Here is an 18,695-nt window from a genome sequence, read left to right as displayed (position 1 = left end):
TCTGGTAAGGAAAGTAGCTGGGGCATGCAGCAGGCACGAACGCGGTGGGCCGACATTTATGACCGGTTCCTGGCCTCCGATCCCGGCATGACCCGGATGCGGTCCGCGCTCAGCACGGTCTGCGCGGTCGGGCTGACGCTCGGCATCCTCGCTGCGCTGGATGCCCCGGTGCCAATCCTGGTGACGGGTGCCCTCACGGCGATGGTCAGCACGGCCGCGGTCACCGAACCCCGGCCGCACGACCAGGCGCTGACCCTCGCGCTGGGGGTACCGGTCACCCTGGCGGTCATGGCGACCGGCAGCGCGCTGGCACCGTATCGGGTGGCGGCGGACGTGGTGTTCGTACTGCTGATCTTCGCCGCCATCTACATCCGGCGGCTGGGACCGCGCGCTACCACGCTGGGCGTCTTCGCCTTCCAGCTCTTCTTCGTGACCCAGTTCGTCGAGACCCGTGTGGAGCAGTTGCCGCAGCTGGGCCTGGCCGTGCTGGTGGCCTTCGCCAGCACGGCGCTGGTCCGGTTCGCCGTCCTGCGCTCACCGCCGCGGCGGACGCTCGCACGGCTGCAGCGGGCCTTTGGGCTACGGCTAGTAGTGGTGCTCGACGCACTGGTCGAGGTGGCCGAGTGCGGACCGCAGGCCCCGCGTGCCGAGCGGGCGGCCGACGCCCTGCGCCGGTCCACGGCCCGCCTGCACACGGCCGCGTTGATGATCCAGAACCAGCTGGCAGTCGGCACACCCGATGCGCGCACCGCCACCGCGATCCAGCGCCGCGTGGCAGAGGCGGAGACTGCCGCGGAGCGGCTGGCCATCCTCGTGCTGCGGGTCCTGCGGCCAGGCGCCGCCATCGACACCTTGACCCCGCACCTGACGAAGGCCCGCCCCTCCGGGTCTGCCATCGAGGCCCGCGACAGGGCGGCACTGCCCGTGCTGATCGCGGAGCTGCGTGCGCTGCGTGTGACAATCGGTCCGGGTCCGCTGCACCCGCCGGGCGTCGACCCCGCCGAGGTCCGCCATCAGCTGCTCGGATACCGCAGTGACGAGCAGCTGCCCGATGCCTCCCCGGCGATGCAGGACGTCTTCCGCACGACCGGGGACTTCGCTCACGCCCTGTTCAGCCTGCACCTGGCCGTCGACGGGGAAACCCCCGCGGTCCAGGACAACCCCCAGGCGGCACGGTCGCGTCAGGAGCTCAAGGCGGAGGAATCCGGCCCGGCGAAGGACTCCATTCCGAAGCAGCAGAGCCCCCGCATCCGCCCCACTACCAGGACCGCGCTCCAGGTCGCGATCGGATCGACGCTCGCCGTCGTCGGCGGTGAACTGGTCTCACCGCAGCGCTGGTACTGGGCCGTCTTCACCTGCTGGGTGGTGTTCATCAGCACCGCCTCCACCGGCGAGATCCTGGTCAGGGGATACCGGCGCCTGATCGGCACGGTGGCGGGTGTCGTCGCCGGGCTCGCACTCGCCGCCCTGATGGGCAACACCCCCTGGCTGGCCTTCACCTTGGCGGGCCTCAGCGTGTTTGGGATGTACTACACGATCACGGTGTCCTACACGCTGATGTCCTTCTTCGTCACCACGATGATCGGCATGCTGTACACGCTGCTCCACACCCTCACCCCGGGCGTGCTGGTGGTGCGGATCGAGGAGACCGCGCTGGGGATCGCGTGCGGGCTGACTGCCGCTCTGCTCGTACTGCCGGTACACACACGGGAACGCACGGACCAGTTGCTGCGCGACGCGCTGGAGCGACTGCGCGCGGTGCTCTCCCAATCGCTGGCCCAGTTGGGCGGCGAGTCCGGCGGGGACCTGCTGGATCCGGCCCGCGCGCTGGATTCGGCCCTGGACAGCCTGCGTCTGTCGGTGCAGCCGCTGATCACCCCGATCAGCCCTCTGCGGTCCCGGCGGCGCACCGCGCTCTGCGTGCTGGGGCTGCTGGAAACCGCGGCCTTCCACACCCGCAGCCTGGCTGCCACCGCCGAACGGGTGCCGTCCGGCCTCCACATCGGCGCCGATCCGCGCCTCGTGAACGAGGCCTCCCGGATCGACCGCAACCTCGCGACCCTGATCAGCCAGGTAGCCGTCCAGGTCGAAGGCGACACCACGCTCGTACGCGGTCCCGGGATTCCCACCCAGCTCGGAGTAAGCGAGGGCGGGGCACGTCCCGAAGACGTCAACGCGACGCGACGGGTCCTGCGACACCTGCAACGTGTGGACGAGAGCATTCAGAGCCTGGCTCGGACGCTTCACCTGCCCGTCCACGATGACTCGTGACGCAAGCACCGGCAGGTCACCAGGCCCGCGACGCAAGACCTCCAACCATGCTGCCTCCGCGGATAGTTGATGACACTGATGCCAGCAGCCCAGTGCACCATGCGGCACTGACACCCCGCCGCGATCTCCACTGCGTCTGCCCGGCCGGTCATCCCCTAACCCGCCGAAAACAGGCTCCGTCGTTCGCACAGGGCTTCCGTCTCTCCGGGCCGCCGCGTCCACGGCCGCAGGCTTCAAGCGACCGGCACCCCTGCGGTATCGAGGAGAGCAGGGCTTGCCGATCTTCCGGTGGGGCCAGTGAAGGATTTACGCAGAATCCAGGGAGCATCTGCTGGAGAGGTGAGCCTGCCCCAAGGCTACGCAGTGTGGCGGCCGCCGCCTGCGGAGGCCAGATGCGGGCGGCGGCCGCGTCATGTGAGGCGCCGTAGTTCCCCTCCCACGGCGGCCTCACGGTGGTGTCCCACCCAGGCGTTGTGCGCCGGATACGCCCCGCAGGGGCAGGGCCGGCGGCCGGAGTCGCGTTGTCGGGGATGCGTCTCCGGCCCGCTTGCCCCGTCGCCCCTGGGCGCCGGTCCGCGTGTGGGGCCGGCGCCTAGCTAGATCTGGTCGAGCCTGTCGTTCCCGGGTGCCCGATCAGGAGGTGTCGGCGAGCTTGGAGTCCATTGCGCAGAGCTCGTCGGCGCGGCAGTCGGGGTAGAAGCCGCTCCAGGATGCGGGGCCTCCGCTCCAGCCTCGGCCGAAGACGGCGAGGTGATTCCCCCTGAGGTACAGGACGCCTCCCTGTGTCCCGTGCGGTGGCGTTTCGAGGAGCCGCGCGAGTTCGGTTAGGTCGAGGCCGTAGTCGTTCCGCCACATGTCCACGATCTCGCTTCCGTCGCAGCCCTGGCAGGTGTTGGTCGCGAAGTGTTGTGCCCCGCCAGGGACGCTGTCGATCAGTCGGGCGAGGCGGCGGTAGTCCCCGGCGCACGCCGCCTTGTAGACCGGCTCGGCCAGGACGCGATAGGACTTCGCGACCGGGTCGGATCCGTCGGGATCGCCGAGGCCGGACACGTTGACGCCGGGGCAGAGCGGCGGCGCCGTCTGCTCGCTGTCGTGGTCGGGCCGTGGTGTGCTCTCCCCGGCTCCGCAGCCCGGCAGCAGCGCCGCGGCGAGACAGAGGGCGATCAGCCGACCGGTACGAGAAACGTGCCGCACCCTCAGATCCCCTGACACTGTCGCGCCGCGTCGACGTCCGGGCCCACGGTCTGGCACATCGAGTAGTCGCTCTGCATGCTGAAGACCCGACCGTAGCGCTCCTCGCCGTCCGGGCTGCGGCTGACGCCGGAGACCTGGAAGGGCCGACCGTGGTCGTCAACGATCATGTACTTCCTGCGGTCGCCCAGCATGTACGTCACCTTGAGCCGGAACGCCACATGGAAGCGCTCTGTCCTGGCCCGGAGCACCAGCACGTTCTGCTCGTCACGGCGGAGCGTGATGGTGGTGTCGGCGAAGAACGGAGGTCCGGGCCTCACAGCGCCTGCGTCGGGGTTCGACTCCGAGAAATCGGTGTCACGCACCGCCTTGCGCGCCACCGGGTTGGGCCGATCCAGGTCGTAGATGACCTGAAACGTGGCCGATCCCGCCTGACTCCCCACGGCGAAGAGCGTGCCGGCCAACGGGCTCGCGCGGCGGACGATGACCGGACGTACGTCGAGGACGTTCACCTGCTGGTCACGCCGACCGGTCAAGGTCAGACGCAGTGTCTGTTCCCCGACATTGACCGCCCCTGTGGACCCCAGGAAGTCGTCGTACTTCTCCGAGGTCGTGGACATCGGCTCGGCCAGGAAACGGGACTGCGCCGAGGTGGGCCGGAAGTCGCCGCTCGTAGCCGCCCACCAACCCTCGTCGTCGAGCCGGACCGCCTCCACGGACGCCGCAAAATCCGGACCGGACGCGGTGCCGGACACCAGGCCACGGATCTGCGGCTGGAACGCCAACGCCCCACCGATCGCCGACAACACCGCCACCCCAATCGCCGACACGACGAGCCGCCGCGGCTTCCCCCCGCCCATGCCCGTGATCGCCTTGCGCGCACTCCCCCCTCGGCGCCACCGCCGAGTCCCGGCCGGACGCCCCGAGCCCTCGGCGGGTTTCTCCGGCCCGGAACCGGCTGGCGAGGAGGAGCCGGTGACCGTCACATGGAGATGGCCGATGCTCCCCGCCTGAATGGCCGGTCCCGCCACCTCGCCAGAAATGTCGTTCCGGGTGGCCCGCTCTGCCCGTGTCTCATCGCCGTCCGCGCGTGCCATGCTCCGCCCCGTCCGATTCGTCTACCCGGTGGACTACCGTCCGATGAACCGACAACGGCGTCGGACCCGTCCGGGTTACAGGGCGAAGGGATTTACTAGGACTCCGTTAGGTCTTCTCGTGTGGCCTGCTCGGGAGCATGCTGGAGTGTGTGGATGCACTCGAAGTGATGCATATCCGGGTGAAGTTGGCGTTGTTCGTGGCGGATGTGTTCGCCTCGGTGCCGCGCAAGGACCAGCGGTCCAAGGGCGAGTGCTATCTGCGGGGGCTGATGCTGGACGGGCGCCGTAAGTCGATCCAGGCGATGGCCTCTCGGCTGCCGGACGGCAACGAGCAGAACCTGCAGCAGTTCGTGAACCAGTCCACCTGGAACCCGGCGCCGGTGCGGCGGCGGATCGCCGAGCGGATGACGGCGCGGATCAGCCCCGAGGCGTGGGTGGTCGACGATGTGTCGTTTCCCAAGGACGGCCGGCTGTCGGTCGGGGTGGCCCCGCAGTACTGCGGGCCCTGGGCAAGCGGGCCAACTGCCAGGTCGCGGTGAGCGTGCACGCCGTCACCGCCACGGCGTCCTGCCCGCTGCAGCCGCTGCAGGAGTGGAAGCGCCGCGTGCGGGGGCGGCTGACCAGGTCGTGGAACACCTCGATCAGGCCGTAGAAGATGTCTTCGTCCCACGTCTCCGGTGTCAGGGGCCACAGATGAGGGATGCCGAGACGCCGGTCGATCACCTCGGAGGCGTCCGGGAGCTCGCTGTGGTCGTCGACGCATTCCTCACCGAAGACCTCAACCAGGTAGCCGTTGTCGGCGAACTCGCCGATGAGCCGTGCGAAGTCACGCCGTGTGTCCCGTGGAGTGCTGCCGTCATGCGACAGCCCGTTGCCGCGGCGCTGCGGCCAGTAGGGCCGGGGGGGCTGCCGCATGACGGAGCTCGCCCGCCCGGTTGACCAGTCCGGTGAACCACTCCCGTTTGCCCGTCCCGGCCCGGCTGCCCCAGCTGGGAGTGGTGGACGACCAGGGGTCGTCTGTAGGCGCATCGCGGTCTGGCAGCTCCTCGAAGTCCGCGACCGCGGTGGTGCCGGCCAGGGCCTCGGTGATGAGCCAGGTCGCTCGGTCCTGCCAGGAGCCCGTGGACCGGAGGACGCGCTCGCCCTCGGACATGAACAGCGATGCGGGCCACAGGAGTTCGTAGTTGCTCAGGTCCAGACTCACTGCAACATCATCACCCATCGGGGACGGGCCCTGGCACTGAGTGATGAATTCCCGTCTCAGCCCCGGATGAGCTTCTGGAACTGCGGGCATCCGATGGCATGCCACTCCCTCACGAGGACTTCGTCGGCAACCATCACGACCTCTGCGTGCCACGGCAGACAGCCGTGGCACGCATGGATCTCGTACGAGTTGCCGTCGTCGTCGAACGCCTTGAGGTCGACGGAGCCGACCGGCGCTCGGTAGGTGACGTCCTGCTGCGGATCGGAGCCTTCTGCCGTGGCGGTCACTATCTACGAGCGCTCGGAGGGGCCCTTCGGGGCCGGGAACACGCGCTCACTCCCTGCTCACCCTGAGCGGCTGCACCTTCCTCCGGCAACGCGAAGCCGACCCGGTACTCGAAGCCACGGCTCCCGACATCGGCCAGATCCGTACCCTGGTGGAACTGATCCGACAACGCATCGACAGGTGGGCGGACTTGAGCACGGCAGACGTCCGCTCCGTACAGAGCACGGACCTGGTAACCGGGCGGGCGTGGGAACACACCGAATCCGACGTCACTGACCCGTTCCGCGACTTCCGCCCGCCGCCGGTGCCGACGGCTGGCCGCCCGTCACCTCGGGGTCCTCAACTCCGGCCGCCGACCGGATTCGGCTCCACGCGGCCGGTGCCACGGCCCCCCATCGAGCCGGAGGGCCCCACAATCGAACAAGCCGTACAGGCCGGCTTCGCCCGCCTGGGGCTGACGAGCGACCAGGTGAGCATCGAGGTCCTCCGCAAGGCCCGGCACTCCTTCTTCCGCAAGATCCTCCAGGAAAACGGGTCAGGGATCTCCGGTTCGCTCTGCACAACACCCCGCTTTCCCACCACAGCGCGTACCAGGAGGTCGAGCAGATCCTCATGTCCGAGGTTCCTCAGCATTTCGGCGGAGGGGAAGTTCACCGCGAATGCCGCCTGACTGACACGGCAGCTGTAGTTCTTGATCACGGTTGGTCGTGACGGTGGTGTCGTTGCTGGTGGCAGGCGGTCGCGACGGCTTGATGACGGCGCCGCCAGGTGGTCCAGTGCAGGACGTGATCGCGGTCGCGGGCGGGTGGCGGCAGCACGAGGGCTCGCAGGAGCCGGATGAGCTCGGGGCAGCTCAGCGGGACGAGCGCGGGATCGGCCTCGTCGGCGTCGTGGACGGCGGTGGCCATGAGGGCCAGGACGGCGGCGGCGATCAGGGAGAACAGTGACCAGCGCCAGGCCCAGTCGTACTCGCGGGTGCCCTTGGTGCCGTGTCCGGTCTGCCTGCGCATCCACTGCCCTGGCTCCGCGTCCTGACCGAGCTGGAGAACCGCGGCGTCGAGGACGTCCTCATGCTGGTATGCGACGGGCTGAAGGGCCTGCCCGACGCGGTCGGCGAGGTCTGACCCAAGACCGTCCTCCAAACCTGCGTCGTTCACCGGAAAACTCCAACGACAGCGCCTGGCTCAGCAACCCCGACCAGCCCCTGACCGACTACGAGCGCGTCTTCGGCACGATCGGCACGCAGCGCTCGCTGCGGACCCGCGGCGCCATCGAGGACGTGTCCGCGATGGCCGCGCGCGGCGGGCTGACCGTCAAGGACCTCCAGCGCCAGCAGTTCGCGAACCGCGTCCCGGCCGGTGACCTCGCGGCGGCCGACGTGGCCCGCGCGTGCGCCGCGCTGCCGCAGGGTGCGGCGAAGTCGACCGACGGCAGGGTGGTCGACGTACGCAAAGCCTGCGAGGTGATCAAGTCCTGGGACCGCACGATGAACACCGACAGCAGGGGCGCACTCCTCTACGACCGCTTCTGGCGCGCGCTGATCTCCAAGGTCCCGAACGCCCAACTCTGGAAGGTGCCGTTCACCCCCACCGACCCGGTACGCACGCCCCACACCCTCAACACCGTCACCCCAGGCTTCACCACGGCACTCGCCGACGCCGTCACGGACCTCACCACAGCAGGCATCCCCCTCGACGCACGCCTCGGCGACCACCAGTTCGTCGTACGCAACGGCAAGCACCTGCCCATCCACGGCGGCACGGAGTCCCTGGGCGTCTGGAACAAGATCGACCCCCAGTGGAACGCCCCAGCGGGCGGCTACACAGAGGTGAGCCAAGGCTCCAGCCACATCCAGGCAGTCGGCTGGGACAAAACCCCCTGCCCCAAGGCCCGCACCCTCCTGACCTACTCCCAGTCCTCCAACCCCAACTCCCCCCACTACAGCGACCAGACACGCCTGTACGCCAATAAGCGCTGGGTGACATCACGCTTCTGCGAGAAGGACATCCGCAGCGCGCCTGGCTTGAGGGTGGTGAAGGTGCGGCAGGACTGAGGCGGTTCCGAAGCCCGGCTGTCGCCTCGGTGACAGCCGGGCAAAGCGCCTAAGAATGCGCGCCCTCTCCGCCGTCGGCGAGTTCAGCGATCACCTCTGCATGGCACGGCTCCGGCACGCACCAGCAGCCGAGGCGGTGGCCCTTCAGGGGCGGGAGGAGGGCCAGGAGGTCCGGGCGGGACAGGAGGTGGGCGCGGTATTGGGTCACTACCTCTTCGCGTGTGCCGTCGGGGCCGGGGCGGAAGGGGCTGGCCAGGGGGGAGCCCTTCAGGTGCCAGCCGCCTCTGTTCATCGGCCGGCCCACGTAGACGACGTCCGCGTAGTCGGGGTCGTCCCGGTGGCCTTTGAGGTTGACGACCGCCGTACGGCTCATGGTCTTGCTTGCCTTCGTCATGTGGGGCTTCTGTGGTGGTGCAGGCCCCTCTTCATCGTGTCACTTCTTGTGGGGATTCGCCGTACGAGGCGTCGGTGCTTGGCCCGACCGGCAGCGGTCGGCAGCGATCGGCGCCCTCACATCGCCCGCTCCCGGCCCTCCCAGTACGGCTCCCGAAGCCGTCGTTTGTACAGCTTGCCGTTGGGGTCGCGGGGCATCGACGCGACGAAGTCCACGCTCTTGGGGCGCTTGTAGCCCGCGAGGTGGTGCTCGCAGTGGCGCAGGATGTCCGCGGCGAGCGCCTCGTCCGCGGGGTGGCCGTCGGCGGCCTCGACGACGGCCTTGACCTCCTCGCCCCAGTCGTCGTGCGGGATGCCGAAGACGGCGGCGTCGGCGACCGCGGGGTGGGCGAGGAGGGCGGACTCGATCTCGGCCGGGTAGATGTTCACGCCGCCCGAGATGATCATGTCGATCTTGCGGTCGCGCAGGAAGAGATAGCCGTCCTCGTCGAGGCAGCCGAGGTCCCCGACGGTGAAGAAGTCGCCGATGCGGTTCTTCCGCGTCTTCGTCTCGTCCTTGTGGTACGAGAAGCCGCCGGTGCTCATCTTCATGTAGACGGTGCCGAGTTCACCGGGCGGCAGCCGGTTGCCGTCGTCGTCGAAGACGGCGAGCTCACTGATCGGCCAGGCCCTGCCGACCGTACCGGGCTTCTTCAGCCAGTCCCGCGCCGTCGCGAACGCGCCCCCGCCCTCGCTGGCCGCGTAGTACTCCTCGACGCACTCCCCCCACCACTCGATCATCGCCCGCTTCACATGGTCCGGGCAGGGCGCCGCCCCATGGATGGCGTGCCGCATCGACGACACGTCGTACGCGGCCCGGGTCGACTCCGGCAGCGCGAGCAGACGGTGGAACTGGGTGGGAACCATGTGGGTGTGCGTGCACTTGTACGTGTCGATCAGGCGCAGCATCTCCTCGGGCGTCCACTTGTCCATGAGGACGAGGGGGTGGCCGATGTGCAGGGCGGCGCCCGCGAATTGGAGCACGGCGGTGTGGTAGAGCGGTGAGCAGACTAGGTGGGTGTTGTCGCCGAACGGTTTGATGCCGAAGATGCCCAGGAATCCGCCCAGGTAGGACTCCTCGGGTGGCTTGCCGGGCAGCGGGCGGCGGATGCCCCGGGGGCGGCCCGTGGTGCCGGACGTGTAGTTCATGACCCACCCGAGGGTGCGGTCGGCGGGCACCGACTCGGGCTGTCCGTCGAGGAGTTGGGCGTACGGACGGAATCCCGGTACGTCGCCGCCCACGACGTACCGGTGCGTCGGCGGGAGCTTCGCCTCGTCGGCCGCCGCTGTCGCCGCGTCCCCGAACCGCTCGTGCGCGACGAGCACCTTCGCGCCCGAGTCGGCGACGATCCAGGCGATCTCGGGTCCCACGAGATGGTGGTTGACCGGGACGAGGTAGAACCCGGCCTGCGAAGCCGCGAGGTACGCGGTCAGGAACTCCACGCCATTGGGCAGCACGACGGCGAACGCGTCGCCGCGCTCAAGGCCCGCGCCGCGCAGCCCGTGCACGAGCTGGTTGACGGCGGCGTGCAGCCGCCCCGCCGTCCACTCCTCGCCGCCGGGCGCGACGAGAACGGTGCGGCCGGGGTCGGCCCCGGCCTGAGCCCAGAATCCGTTGGGCGGGGTGCTCATGGGGCCTCCTCAGCCTCGTCCTGCGATGCGGTTGAGCCGGGTGACGGCCGATTCGAAGCCGCGCGTCAAGTCGTCGAAAACGCCCTGCACGCTGCGCTCACTGTTCATCCGGCCCACGATCTGCCCGACGGGCGTACCGAGCAGCGGCTCCACCTCGTACTTCTGGATCCGCGACACGGCCTCGGCGACGAGCAGCCCCTGCAGCGGCATCGGCAGCGTTCCCGGCCCCTGCGGGTCGTCCCACGCGTCCGTCCACTCCGTACGCAGCTGTCGCGCGGGCTTGCCCGTCAGCGCGCGCGAGCGGACCGTGTCGCCGGAGCCCGCCGCGAGCAACTTCCGTGTCAGCGCCCGCGAATGGAGGTCGGCCTCCGTCACCGTGAGCCACACCGAGCCGAGCCACACACCCTGCGCGCCGAGCGCGAGCGCCGCCGCGACCTGCTCCCCGCTGCCGATGCCGCCCGCGGCGAGGACCGGCAACGGCGCGACGGCGTCCGTGACTTCGGGCGTGAGCACCATGGACGCGATCTCACCGGTGTGACCGCCCGCCTCGTACCCCTGCGCCACGACGATGTCGATGCCGGCGTCCGCGTGCTTGCGCGCGTGCCGGGCGCTGCCCGCGAGGGCCGCGACGAGCACGCCCTTGTCGTGGGCGCGGGCAACAACGTCGGCGGGCGGTGAACCGAGCGCGTTGGCAAGCAACTTGATGGGGTAGTCGAAGGCGACGTCGAGCTGCCCGCGCGCCACCTGCTCCATCCAGCCGGTGATGCGCCAGCCGGACGCCTCGCCCTCGGCGAGAGAGGGCACGCCGTGCTTGGTGAGCGTGTCCTCGACGAACCGCCGGTGCGCCGCCGGGATCATCGCCTCCACGTCGGCCTCGGTCAGGGTCCGGTTCCCCGGGGCCTCGGCCTTCTTCGCGGGCATCACGACGTCCAGGCCGTAGGGGCGGCCGTCCACGTGCTCCTGCATCCAGTCGAGGTCGCGCGCGAGGTCGTCGGGCGCGGTGTAGCGGACCGCGCCGAGCACACCGAACCCGCCCGCCCTGCTGATGGCGGCGGCCACGGCGGGGAACGGCGTGAAGCCGAAGACGGCGTGCTCGACTCCGAGTTGCTTGCTCAGCTCCGTCTGCATGGGCGCAGGATGCCGCAGCGGGCCGGACGACGGAAGAGCTTTCTGATGAACCGTCAGATTCTTTACATGTGTCGGCTCTCGCGGGCCGGCGCACGAATGTCTGACCGAGCGGTCAGGTAGCTGACCGATCGGTTAGAGTGGCCCGACCCCGGGGAGGAGCCCCGCGGAAGAGGGGACGTGGCAGTCATGGCGGAGGCAACACACAGCACGGGCCGGGCGGCCGGGGAACGTACGACATGCTGCGTGGTCGGCGGCGGCCCCGCGGGCATGATGCTCGGACTCCTCCTCGCCAGGGCCGGAATCGACGTCACCGTCCTGGAGAAGCACGGGGACTTCCTGCGCGACTTCCGCGGCGACACCGTGCACCCGTCCACGCTGCGCCTCCTCGACGAACTCGGCCTGGGCGAGCGGTTCGCCCGGCTGCCCGCGCACCGGCTGACGGAGATGCGGATGCACATCGAAGGCACGACGTTCGTGGCGGCCGACCTCCGCCGCGTCCCGGGCCGCCACAAGTACATCGCGATGGTCCCGCAGTGGGACTTCCTCGACCTGCTCGCGACCGCCGCGGCTGAGGAGCCGTCGTTCACGCTGCGGATGCGGACGGCGGTGACGGGGCTGCGTACGGACGCGGCGGGGCGAGTCACCGGCGTGACGTACACCGATGAGAACGGCGCGCCCGGCGAACTGGCCGCCGACCTGACCGTCGCCTGCGACGGCCGGGACTCCGTGGTGCGCACGGCGGCCGGGTTGAAGCCCAGGTCCTTCGCGGTGCCGATGGACGTCTGGCAGGTCCGCGTGCCCGCGCCGGACGACCACCACAAGCGCGGCCGCGTCTTCCTGAGCGTCCGCGACGGCCAGGTCGCCGCCACCATGGACCGCGGCGACTACTACCAGACCTCCTACCTCATCCCGAAGGGCGCGGACGCGCGGCTGCGGGCCCACGGCATCGCGTGGTTCCGCGAGCGGCTCGGCGAGCTCCTCGACTGGGACCGCGAGGCGCTGCGCGCGATCGAGTCCTGGGACGACGTAAAGCTCCTCGAGGTCACCATGGGCCGCCTGCCGCGCTGGTACCGCGACGGGCTGCTGTGCATCGGCGACGCGGCGCACACCATGTCGCCGGTGGGCGGTGTCGGCGTCAACCTCGCCGTGCAGGACGCCTGCGCGGCGGCCCGCCTTCTCGCCGTCCCGCTGCGGCGCGGGCGCGTCGGTGCGGCCGAGCTGCGGCGGGTGCAGCGGCGGCGGGAGTTCCTCGCGGCGGTGACGCAGCGGTCCCAACTGGCCGAGCACGAGGGGCTGTTGCGGCCCGCGCTGGCGGGCGAGCTGCGGCCGGGACGGCTGCCGGCGCCGTTCCGGCTGCTGCGGAAGGTGCCGGTGCTGCGGAGGGTGGCGGGGTACGTGGGCGGGGTGGGGGTGCGGCCGGAGCACGCGCCACGGTTCGCGCGGCGGGGGTCGGCTGATGTGGCTTAGGCGCGGCGAGGTGGCTCAGGCGCGGCCCAGCCCCCTCGGGTGTGGCCTAGGCGCGGCGACGTGGCTCAGGCCCGGCCCAGCCACTCCAGCGCCGCCGCCGTCAGCGCCGTGACACCGGTGGTGATGGCCGGTTCGGCGACGGGCGCGAAGCGGGGCGAGTGGTTGGAGGGGATGTCGCGGTCCAGCGTTCCGGCGGCCGCCGCGGCGGCGTACGTCGCGGGGTCGCAGCCCCCGAACAGCCAGTAGCAGAGCGGGGCCTTGGCCGCCGTACCGAAAATGCCGACGTCCTCGCTGCCGGTGATCGGCCCCGGGTCGGTCACCTTGCCGTCGCCGAGGACGGCGCCGATCGCGGCCATGGTGCGGGCCACCGCCGTGTCGTCGTTGACGAGCACCGGGAACGCGTCGAGCGCCGTGAACTCGGGCTCGCGCTCGGCGCCCGCCACCCGCGCCTCGCCGCGCACGATCCGCTCGACCGCGGCGAGCATCCTGGCCCGCACGTCCTCCTTGTACGAACGGACGCTGAGCCGCAGCTCGGCCTCGTCCGGGATGATGTTGTCCACCGTGCCCGCCCGCAGCGAGCCCACGGTGAGCACGGCCGTCTCCCCCGCCGGCACCTCACGCGAGACGACGGTCTGCAGCCTCATCACCGTCGCGGCGGCCATCACCACGGGGTCGACGGACGTCTCCGGCCGCGAGCCGTGCGCGCCCTTGCCGTACATCACGATCTTCAGCGAGTCGGTGGCCGCGAACGCCGCTCCCGCGTGGCAGGCGACCATGCCGGTGGGCAGCGGCGCGACATGCTGGCCGAGCACCACGTCGGGCGTACCGAACCGCTCGAAGAAACCGTCGTCGACCATGGACCGCGCGCCCTCGCCGATCTCCTCGGCGGGCTGGAACGCGGCGACGATCCGCCCGCGCCAGCCGTCCCGCGCGTCGGCGAGCAGCTTCAGCGCGCCGAGGAGACAGGTGACGTGCATGTCGTGGCCGCAGGCGTGCATGACGCCCTCGGTGCGGGAGGCGTAGGGCAGCCCGGTGCGCTCGACGAGGGGCAGCGCGTCGAAGTCGGCGCGCAGCAGGACGGTGGGGCCTACGCCGTTGTCGAGGACGGCGACGACGCCCGTACGGCCGACGCCGGGCGTGACGTCGTATCCGTACGCCTCGGCCCGGCGGACGATCTCGGCGGCGGTGCGGTGCTCCTCGAAGGACAGCTCGGGGTGGGCGTGCAGGTCCTGGTAGAGATCGGTGAGTTCGCCGAGGGCGGCGTCGAGCCCGGCGAGGGCGGCGGCTGCTGGCTGGGGCTGGCTGACGCCCATGGGAGGCTCCTTCGGCACGCGGTACAGGCGACATGCGGCGGCCCGGACGGTCCGGGGCACGCACCCCACAAGTGCTGCCCACCGCCTTCGGGCCACACACCCGTTCCCATGGAAGCTCCTCACCGCAGGGGCGCCCCGGGCCCTCACGACGGCCCCGCATAGCCTCGGTGCATGGCTGACGATCCCCGAACCGGCAACGCCCACCCCCGCTCCGGCGCTTACGAGGAACACTTCACCCGCACCCCCGTGCAGCTCGTGACGGGCGGCGGCTGGAAGCGTCTGGTCGCCTTCCGCGTCGACGCCGAGGGCGTACTCCTCGGCGGGGCTCCGGCGCGCCACGCGGCACAGTCGGCCTTCGTGTCGTGGGCGGACATCACCTCGCTCGTCCTGTGGCGGCAGCAGACGGCCGGGGAGCCCATCGACTACGTCGGCGTCCGGCGCCGTCCCGGCGCCCCGCTCCTGGCAGGCATGAACAGCGGCCTGAGCCCCGAGCGGACGGCGAAGCTCGCCCCGCACGTCGAACACGAACTGTTCCTCGCCAGCCGCCCGGTCAACCTCTGGAAGCTGGACCCCGTACGACTCCAGGCGGCCGTGGCCACGTTCGCGCCACAGGTGCCGGTGCACGTCGTGCAGCCGTAGTCAGACGCTCAGTCCCGCCCGCCGAGCACCCCCGCAAGCCCCTTCACCACCTCCGCCGCCAGCACGGCCTGGCCCGACGCGGAGAAGTGGATGCCGTCCGCGCTCAGCAGGTCCGGGCGGGCGTTGACCGGGTGGTCCCACACGTCGACGAGCACCGCGTCATGGTCCCGTGCCAGTCGGCGGACGACGGCGTTGAGCGTCCGCACCCGGTCCTCCCAGTCGGGGAAACCGGGCACCACGAACGCCCGGCCGAGCGTGAACATCGTCAGCCGCGCGCCCGTGCCCGCCGCGGCTTCGTAGAGGCGGCGCAGCGACCGTTCCGCAGCGGCGAAATCGGGCTCCCGCCGGAACAAGTCGTTGGCCCCGCACGGCACATGGACCAGGTCCGGGCCGAACTCGGCCATCCGGTCGAGCTGGGTGGCGAGCACCCGGTCGGTGGTGGCGCCGACCTCACCGGTGTTGAGGTACGCGAGGCCGGGCTGTACGCGGCGCAGCACGTCCGCGAGCCGGTCGGCCCAGCCCAGCGAGGTGTACCCCGGGCTCGGATCGCCGACCCCGGCCGAGAGGCTGTCGCCGATCGCGGCGAAGCGGCGCCACGGTGCGCCGGACAGGAGCTCGGCGGCGCGGGCGGGCGGGAGGCAGTGGGGGTCGGTCTCCTCGGTGAGCCGGGGCGAGGGCGCGGGTGCGGGCCGGGCGGCAGGGTGCGTGATCGACGTCATGAACTAAACATACGACCGTTCGTACATTTAAGGAAGACGTGGGAGGATGGCCGCATGAGCGAGGACGACACCGCGACGACGACTGCGACCGCAGCCCCAACGGCCGGCACAGCGCGCACACCAAGCACCGCAGCCGGCACAGCGGGCGCGGCCACCACCGACCGCCGCCTCCTGCGCGGTGAACGCGCACGCCGCACCATCGCCCGCCACGCCGTCGACGTCGCCTCCCTGGAAGGTCTCAACGGCCTCAGCATCGGCCGCCTCGCCACCGATCTCGGGCTGAGCAAGAGCGGCGTCGCGACGCTGTTCGGCACGAAGGAGAAGCTCCAGCTCGCGGCCGTCGCGGCGGCGGGTGAGGCGTTCCTGGACGAGGTGGTGCGGCCCGCGTCCGAGGCGCCGCGTGGCGCCGCCCGACTGCGGGCCCTGACGGAGCGCTGGCTCCGCTACGCCGAGACGCCCCTGTTCACCGGCGGCTGTTTCTGGGCCGCGAACCGCCCCGACTTCGACAGCCGCCCCGGCCCCGTCCACGACGCGCTGTTCCAGCAGCAGGGCGACTGGGTGGCCCTCCTCGCCGCGGAACTGCGGCACGCCGTCACCGACGGTCAAATCCCTTCCCTGGACGCCGACTTGACCGCCTTTCAGATCGACGCGGTGTTCACGGCCACCAACACGGCACTGCGTCTCGGCGACGGCGAGGCCGGGGCGAGGGCGCGGCGCGTGGTCGACGGGTTCCTGACGTCGACACCCTGACGCGGGCCCCCGCCGACCGTCGTCGTCAACCGGCCCAGCAGCCCGGCTCAGCGGTCGCCGCTCCCGGCCGCCCCGATCGCGTGCAGCGTGAACCTCTCCAGCTCGTCCGCCGCCGCGTCCAAGTCGAGTTCCGGGTGGGTGAGCCAGTGGCTGATGACGCCGTCGATGGCGCCGCCGACGGCGAGGGAGACGGTGACGGGGTCGAACGAGCGGAAGCGGCCCGCCTGTTGACCTGCCGTCAGGAGGTCGGCGAGGGACTGCATGCGGCCCGCGGTGTCGTGGCTGCCGGGGGTCTTGAGGCGGGTGCCGCCGTGGTCGTCCAGGAGCATCTCCGTGATGACGCGGACGTGACGGCGGTGCGCCTGCTGGTAGCCGATCATGGCGCGGACGTACGCGATCACCGCGTCGCGCGGGTCCGGTGCGGCCGCGACACGCTCGGCGACGTACGCAGTGAACTCCCCGAGGACGTGGTCCAGGGTCGCGCGGGTGAGGTTGTCCTTGGACGAGAAGTGGTAGAGGACGGCCGCCTTGGACAGGCCCGCCTGTTCCGCGATGGCGGACAGGGACGTCCCGGGGTAGCCCTTGGTGGAGATCAGGTCGATCGTGCACTCGATGAGCTGCCTGCGGCGGGCCTGTTCGGTGAAGGTCGGGGTGCCTGATTCCTCTTGGCCGCGACCGCCGCGTCGGGAAGCCATCGTGCGTACCTCTCGTTTCTGTCACTCACGCGTGGGGGGGGCCGCCCCTCAGGAACCGCCCCTCAGGGAACCGTTCCTCACCCCGCGGAGCCTCGCGCATGGAACGGTGTCCGACCGTACACCAGCGCGTTCCGCTCCCCGTCCGGAGCTCATCGCCCCAATACCGCCATGGCCGCGTTGTGCCCGGGGATCCCGCTGACCCCGCCCCCGCGCACCGCGCCCGCACCGCAGAGGTGGACGTTGGGGTGCCGTGTCTCCACGCCCCAACGGCCCTTCCCCTCCGGAGTGTTGTCGTCCCCGTACGGAAAGGACAGGTCGCCGTGGAAGATGTTGCCGCCGGGCAGACGCAGGTCGCGCTCCAGGTCGAGCGGGGTCTTCGCCTCGACGCACGGGCGCCCGTCCGCGTCGGTGGCCAGGCAGTCGGCGATCGGCTCGGCGAGGTGCGCGTCCAGTTGGGCGAGGGCCGAGGCCATCAGTTCGGCGCGCACCACGTCGTTGGTGGCGTCGGTGAAGAGGCGGGCCGGGGTGTGCAGGCCGAAGAGAGTCAGGGTGTGGCAGCCGCGGTCGACGAGGTCCTGGCCGAGGATGGTCGGGTCGGTCAGGGAGTGGCAGTAGATCTCGGACGGCGGGGCCGCGGGCAGCCCGCCCGCCGCCGCCTCCGCGTACGCCCGCGCCAGTTCCTCGTACCCCTCCGCGATGTGGAAGGTCCCCGCGAAGGCGTCCCGCGGGTCGACGTCCGGGTCCCGCAGGGCGGGCAGCCGCTTCAGGAGCATGTTCACCTTGAGCTGCGCGCCCTCGGCCGGGGGCGGCGGGGTGTCGCCGGTCAAGGTGGCGAGTTGCTGGGGCGAGGCCCCCACGAGGACGTGTCCGGCGCCGACCGTGCCCTCGCCGTCCTCGGTCCGGTACGTCACCTCGGCGCGCTGCCCGTCGGTCTCGACGCGGGTCACCTCGTGGCCGCCGCGCAGCTCCGCGCCGGCCGCACGGGCCGCGTCGGTGAGGGCGCGGGTGAGGGCGCCCATGCCGCCGACGGGGACGTTCCAGTCGCCGGTGCCGCCGCCGATCACGTGGTAGAGGAAGCAGCGGTTCTGCCGCAGCGACGGGTCGTGGGCGTCGCTGAACGTGCCGATCAGCGCGTCCGTGAGGACCACGCCGCGCACCAGGTCGTCCGCGAACCGCGCCTCGACGGCCTTGCCGATGGGCTCCTCGAAGAGCGTGCGCCACGCCGTGTCGTCGTCCACCACGCGGCGCAGTTCCGCCTTCGCGGGCAGGGGTTCCGTGAGCGTGGGGAACACCTTCGCGGCGACGTGGGCCGTGAGGGCGTAGAACTCCCGCCAGGCCTCGTACTCACGGTCGCCACCGGTGAGCCGCGCGAACGCCTCCCGCGTGCGGGCCTCGCCGCCGCCCACCAGGAGACCGGTGGGACGGCCGTCGCGGACCGTCGGGGTGTACGACGACACCGTGCGCGTACGGACCCGGAAGTCCAGGTCGAGATCCCGCACGATCTTCCTCGGCAGCAGGCTCACCAAGTACGAGTAGCGGGAGAGGTTGGCGTCCATGCCGGGGAACGGACGCGTCGACACGGTGGCTCCGCCGGGTTCCCTCAGCCGCTCCAGGAGCAGCACCGACTGCCCCGCCCTGGCCAGGTAGGCGGCCGCCACCAGGGCGTTGTGGCCGCCTCCGACTACTACGACGTCGTAGCTGGATCGCATGATCCTTGGTAGCACGGAATCGGGCGGACGAGCGGGTGCGCGGACGGATTTTCGGATGTCCCTGTGCGCCGCTGAGTACGCGTACTCATGCCCGCCGCCCGGCCGCCATC

15 protein-coding genes and 5 pseudogenes are annotated in these 18,695 nt (G+C 71.1%); 8 read left to right on the top strand and 12 right to left on the bottom strand.

All coding sequences use genetic code 11. The annotated features are described in order from the left end of the window. Positions 1–24 precede the first annotated feature (24 nt). A complete protein-coding gene (locus tag IEY91_RS10695; protein ID WP_189173766.1) occupies positions 25–2,271 on the top strand; it encodes an FUSC family protein in 2,247 nt (748 codons plus the stop codon). Between the two features lie 633 nt (positions 2,272–2,904). Here the strand turns inward: IEY91_RS10695 and IEY91_RS10690 are convergent. Further along, positions 2,905–3,465, bottom strand: coding sequence for a hypothetical protein (locus IEY91_RS10690; RefSeq protein ID WP_164326944.1), 561 nt, complete (start codon positions 3,463–3,465; stop codon positions 2,905–2,907). A gap of 2 nt (positions 3,466–3,467) precedes the next feature. Then, entirely contained in the window at positions 3,468–4,322 is an 855-nt protein-coding gene (locus tag IEY91_RS10685) for a hypothetical protein (RefSeq protein WP_189173765.1), read from the bottom strand. A gap of 386 nt (positions 4,323–4,708) precedes the next feature. Here IEY91_RS10685 and IEY91_RS10680 point away from each other — a divergent pair. Beyond that, positions 4,709–5,154: pseudogene (locus IEY91_RS10680) on the top strand (IS701 family transposase); the annotation flags it as partial. Here the strand turns inward: IEY91_RS10680 and IEY91_RS42555 are convergent. After that, positions 5,136–5,763: pseudogene (locus IEY91_RS42555) on the bottom strand (hypothetical protein); the annotation flags it as partial. The pseudogenes IEY91_RS10680 and IEY91_RS42555 overlap by 19 nt on opposite strands. Positions 5,764–5,819: 56 nt before the next feature. Next, entirely contained in the window at positions 5,820–6,050 is a 231-nt protein-coding gene (locus tag IEY91_RS10670; protein ID WP_164326942.1) for a hypothetical protein, read from the bottom strand. 149 nt (positions 6,051–6,199) lie between these two features. Between IEY91_RS10670 and IEY91_RS42620 the strand changes: the two genes are divergently transcribed. Beyond that, the gene (locus IEY91_RS42620; RefSeq protein ID WP_373287915.1) at positions 6,200–6,718 is read left to right on the top strand and encodes a Jag N-terminal domain-containing protein; all 519 of its coding nucleotides are present in this window, start codon (positions 6,200–6,202) and stop codon (positions 6,716–6,718) included. A gap of 25 nt (positions 6,719–6,743) precedes the next feature. Here the strand turns inward: IEY91_RS42620 and IEY91_RS10660 are convergent. Then, positions 6,744–7,070, bottom strand: a pseudogene (locus IEY91_RS10660) (IS701 family transposase); the annotation flags it as partial. Here IEY91_RS10660 and IEY91_RS10655 point away from each other — a divergent pair. Both IEY91_RS10655 and IEY91_RS10650 read left to right on the top strand, forming a co-directional pair. Further along, positions 7,068–7,169, top strand: a pseudogene (locus IEY91_RS10655) (transposase); the annotation flags it as partial. The pseudogenes IEY91_RS10660 and IEY91_RS10655 sit on opposite strands and share 3 nt — an antisense overlap. Positions 7,170–7,186: 17 nt before the next feature. Further along, positions 7,187–8,101 (top strand): annotated as a pseudogene (locus IEY91_RS10650) (penicillin acylase family protein); the annotation flags it as partial. A 49-nt stretch (positions 8,102–8,150) separates the two neighbouring features. On the opposite strand, the gene IEY91_RS10645 reads toward IEY91_RS10650, so the two are convergent. The 3 genes from IEY91_RS10645 to IEY91_RS10635 all read right to left on the bottom strand — a co-directional run bounded on the left by IEY91_RS10645 (position 8,151) and on the right by IEY91_RS10635 (position 11,293). Beyond that, positions 8,151–8,474 (bottom strand): DUF4326 domain-containing protein, encoded by a 324-nt coding sequence (locus IEY91_RS10645; RefSeq protein WP_189173883.1) that lies wholly within the window; start codon positions 8,472–8,474, stop codon positions 8,151–8,153. Positions 8,475–8,611: 137 nt separating this feature from the next. Then, positions 8,612–10,165, bottom strand: coding sequence for an acyl-CoA synthetase (locus IEY91_RS10640; RefSeq protein WP_189173761.1), 1,554 nt, complete (start codon positions 10,163–10,165; stop codon positions 8,612–8,614). Between the two features lie 9 nt (positions 10,166–10,174). Beyond that, positions 10,175–11,293 carry an NAD(P)H-dependent flavin oxidoreductase gene (locus tag IEY91_RS10635; protein WP_189173760.1) on the bottom strand — a complete coding sequence of 373 codons (1,119 nt, stop codon included), beginning with the start codon at positions 11,291–11,293 and terminating at the stop codon, positions 10,175–10,177. Positions 11,294–11,479: 186 nt separating this feature from the next. Here IEY91_RS10635 and IEY91_RS10630 point away from each other — a divergent pair, with 186 nt between their 5' ends. Continuing rightward, positions 11,480–12,760, top strand: coding sequence for an FAD-dependent oxidoreductase (locus IEY91_RS10630; protein ID WP_189173759.1), 1,281 nt, complete (start codon positions 11,480–11,482; stop codon positions 12,758–12,760). A 65-nt stretch (positions 12,761–12,825) separates the two neighbouring features. Here the strand turns inward: IEY91_RS10630 and IEY91_RS10625 are convergent, their stop codons facing one another. Then, positions 12,826–14,073, bottom strand: coding sequence for an amidohydrolase (locus IEY91_RS10625; protein ID WP_189173758.1), 1,248 nt, complete (start codon positions 14,071–14,073; stop codon positions 12,826–12,828). 171 nt (positions 14,074–14,244) lie between these two features. On the opposite strand from IEY91_RS10625, the gene IEY91_RS10620 reads away from it, so the two are divergent. Next, positions 14,245–14,712: a hypothetical protein gene (locus IEY91_RS10620; protein WP_164326934.1), complete on the top strand. Its 468-nt coding sequence runs from the start codon at positions 14,245–14,247 to the stop codon at positions 14,710–14,712. 8 nt (positions 14,713–14,720) lie between these two features. On the opposite strand, the gene IEY91_RS10615 is transcribed toward IEY91_RS10620, so the two are convergent. After that, positions 14,721–15,431 carry an SGNH/GDSL hydrolase family protein gene (locus tag IEY91_RS10615; RefSeq protein WP_189173757.1) on the bottom strand — a complete coding sequence of 237 codons (711 nt, stop codon included), beginning with the start codon at positions 15,429–15,431 and terminating at the stop codon, positions 14,721–14,723. A gap of 54 nt (positions 15,432–15,485) precedes the next feature. Between IEY91_RS10615 and IEY91_RS10610 the strand changes: the two genes are divergently transcribed. Further along, entirely contained in the window at positions 15,486–16,181 is a 696-nt protein-coding gene (locus IEY91_RS10610) for a TetR/AcrR family transcriptional regulator (RefSeq protein WP_189173756.1), read from the top strand. Between the two features lie 47 nt (positions 16,182–16,228). Here the strand turns inward: IEY91_RS10610 and IEY91_RS10605 are convergent, their stop codons facing one another. Continuing rightward, positions 16,229–16,876: a TetR/AcrR family transcriptional regulator gene (locus tag IEY91_RS10605; RefSeq protein ID WP_189173755.1), complete on the bottom strand. Its 648-nt coding sequence runs from the start codon at positions 16,874–16,876 to the stop codon at positions 16,229–16,231. Positions 16,877–17,025: 149 nt separating this feature from the next. Further along, the gene (locus tag IEY91_RS10600; protein WP_189173754.1) at positions 17,026–18,585 is read right to left on the bottom strand and encodes a phytoene desaturase family protein; all 1,560 of its coding nucleotides are present in this window, start codon (positions 18,583–18,585) and stop codon (positions 17,026–17,028) included. Positions 18,586–18,695: the final 110 nt, after the last annotated feature.

Origin of the sequence: Streptomyces lasiicapitis, assembly GCF_014646335.1 — a bacterium.
Classification (GTDB): Bacteria; Actinomycetota; Actinomycetes; order Streptomycetales; family Streptomycetaceae; genus Streptomyces; species Streptomyces lasiicapitis.
The sequence above is the reverse complement of the archived record's forward strand: the minus strand, read 5'-3'. Positions and strand labels throughout refer to the sequence as shown.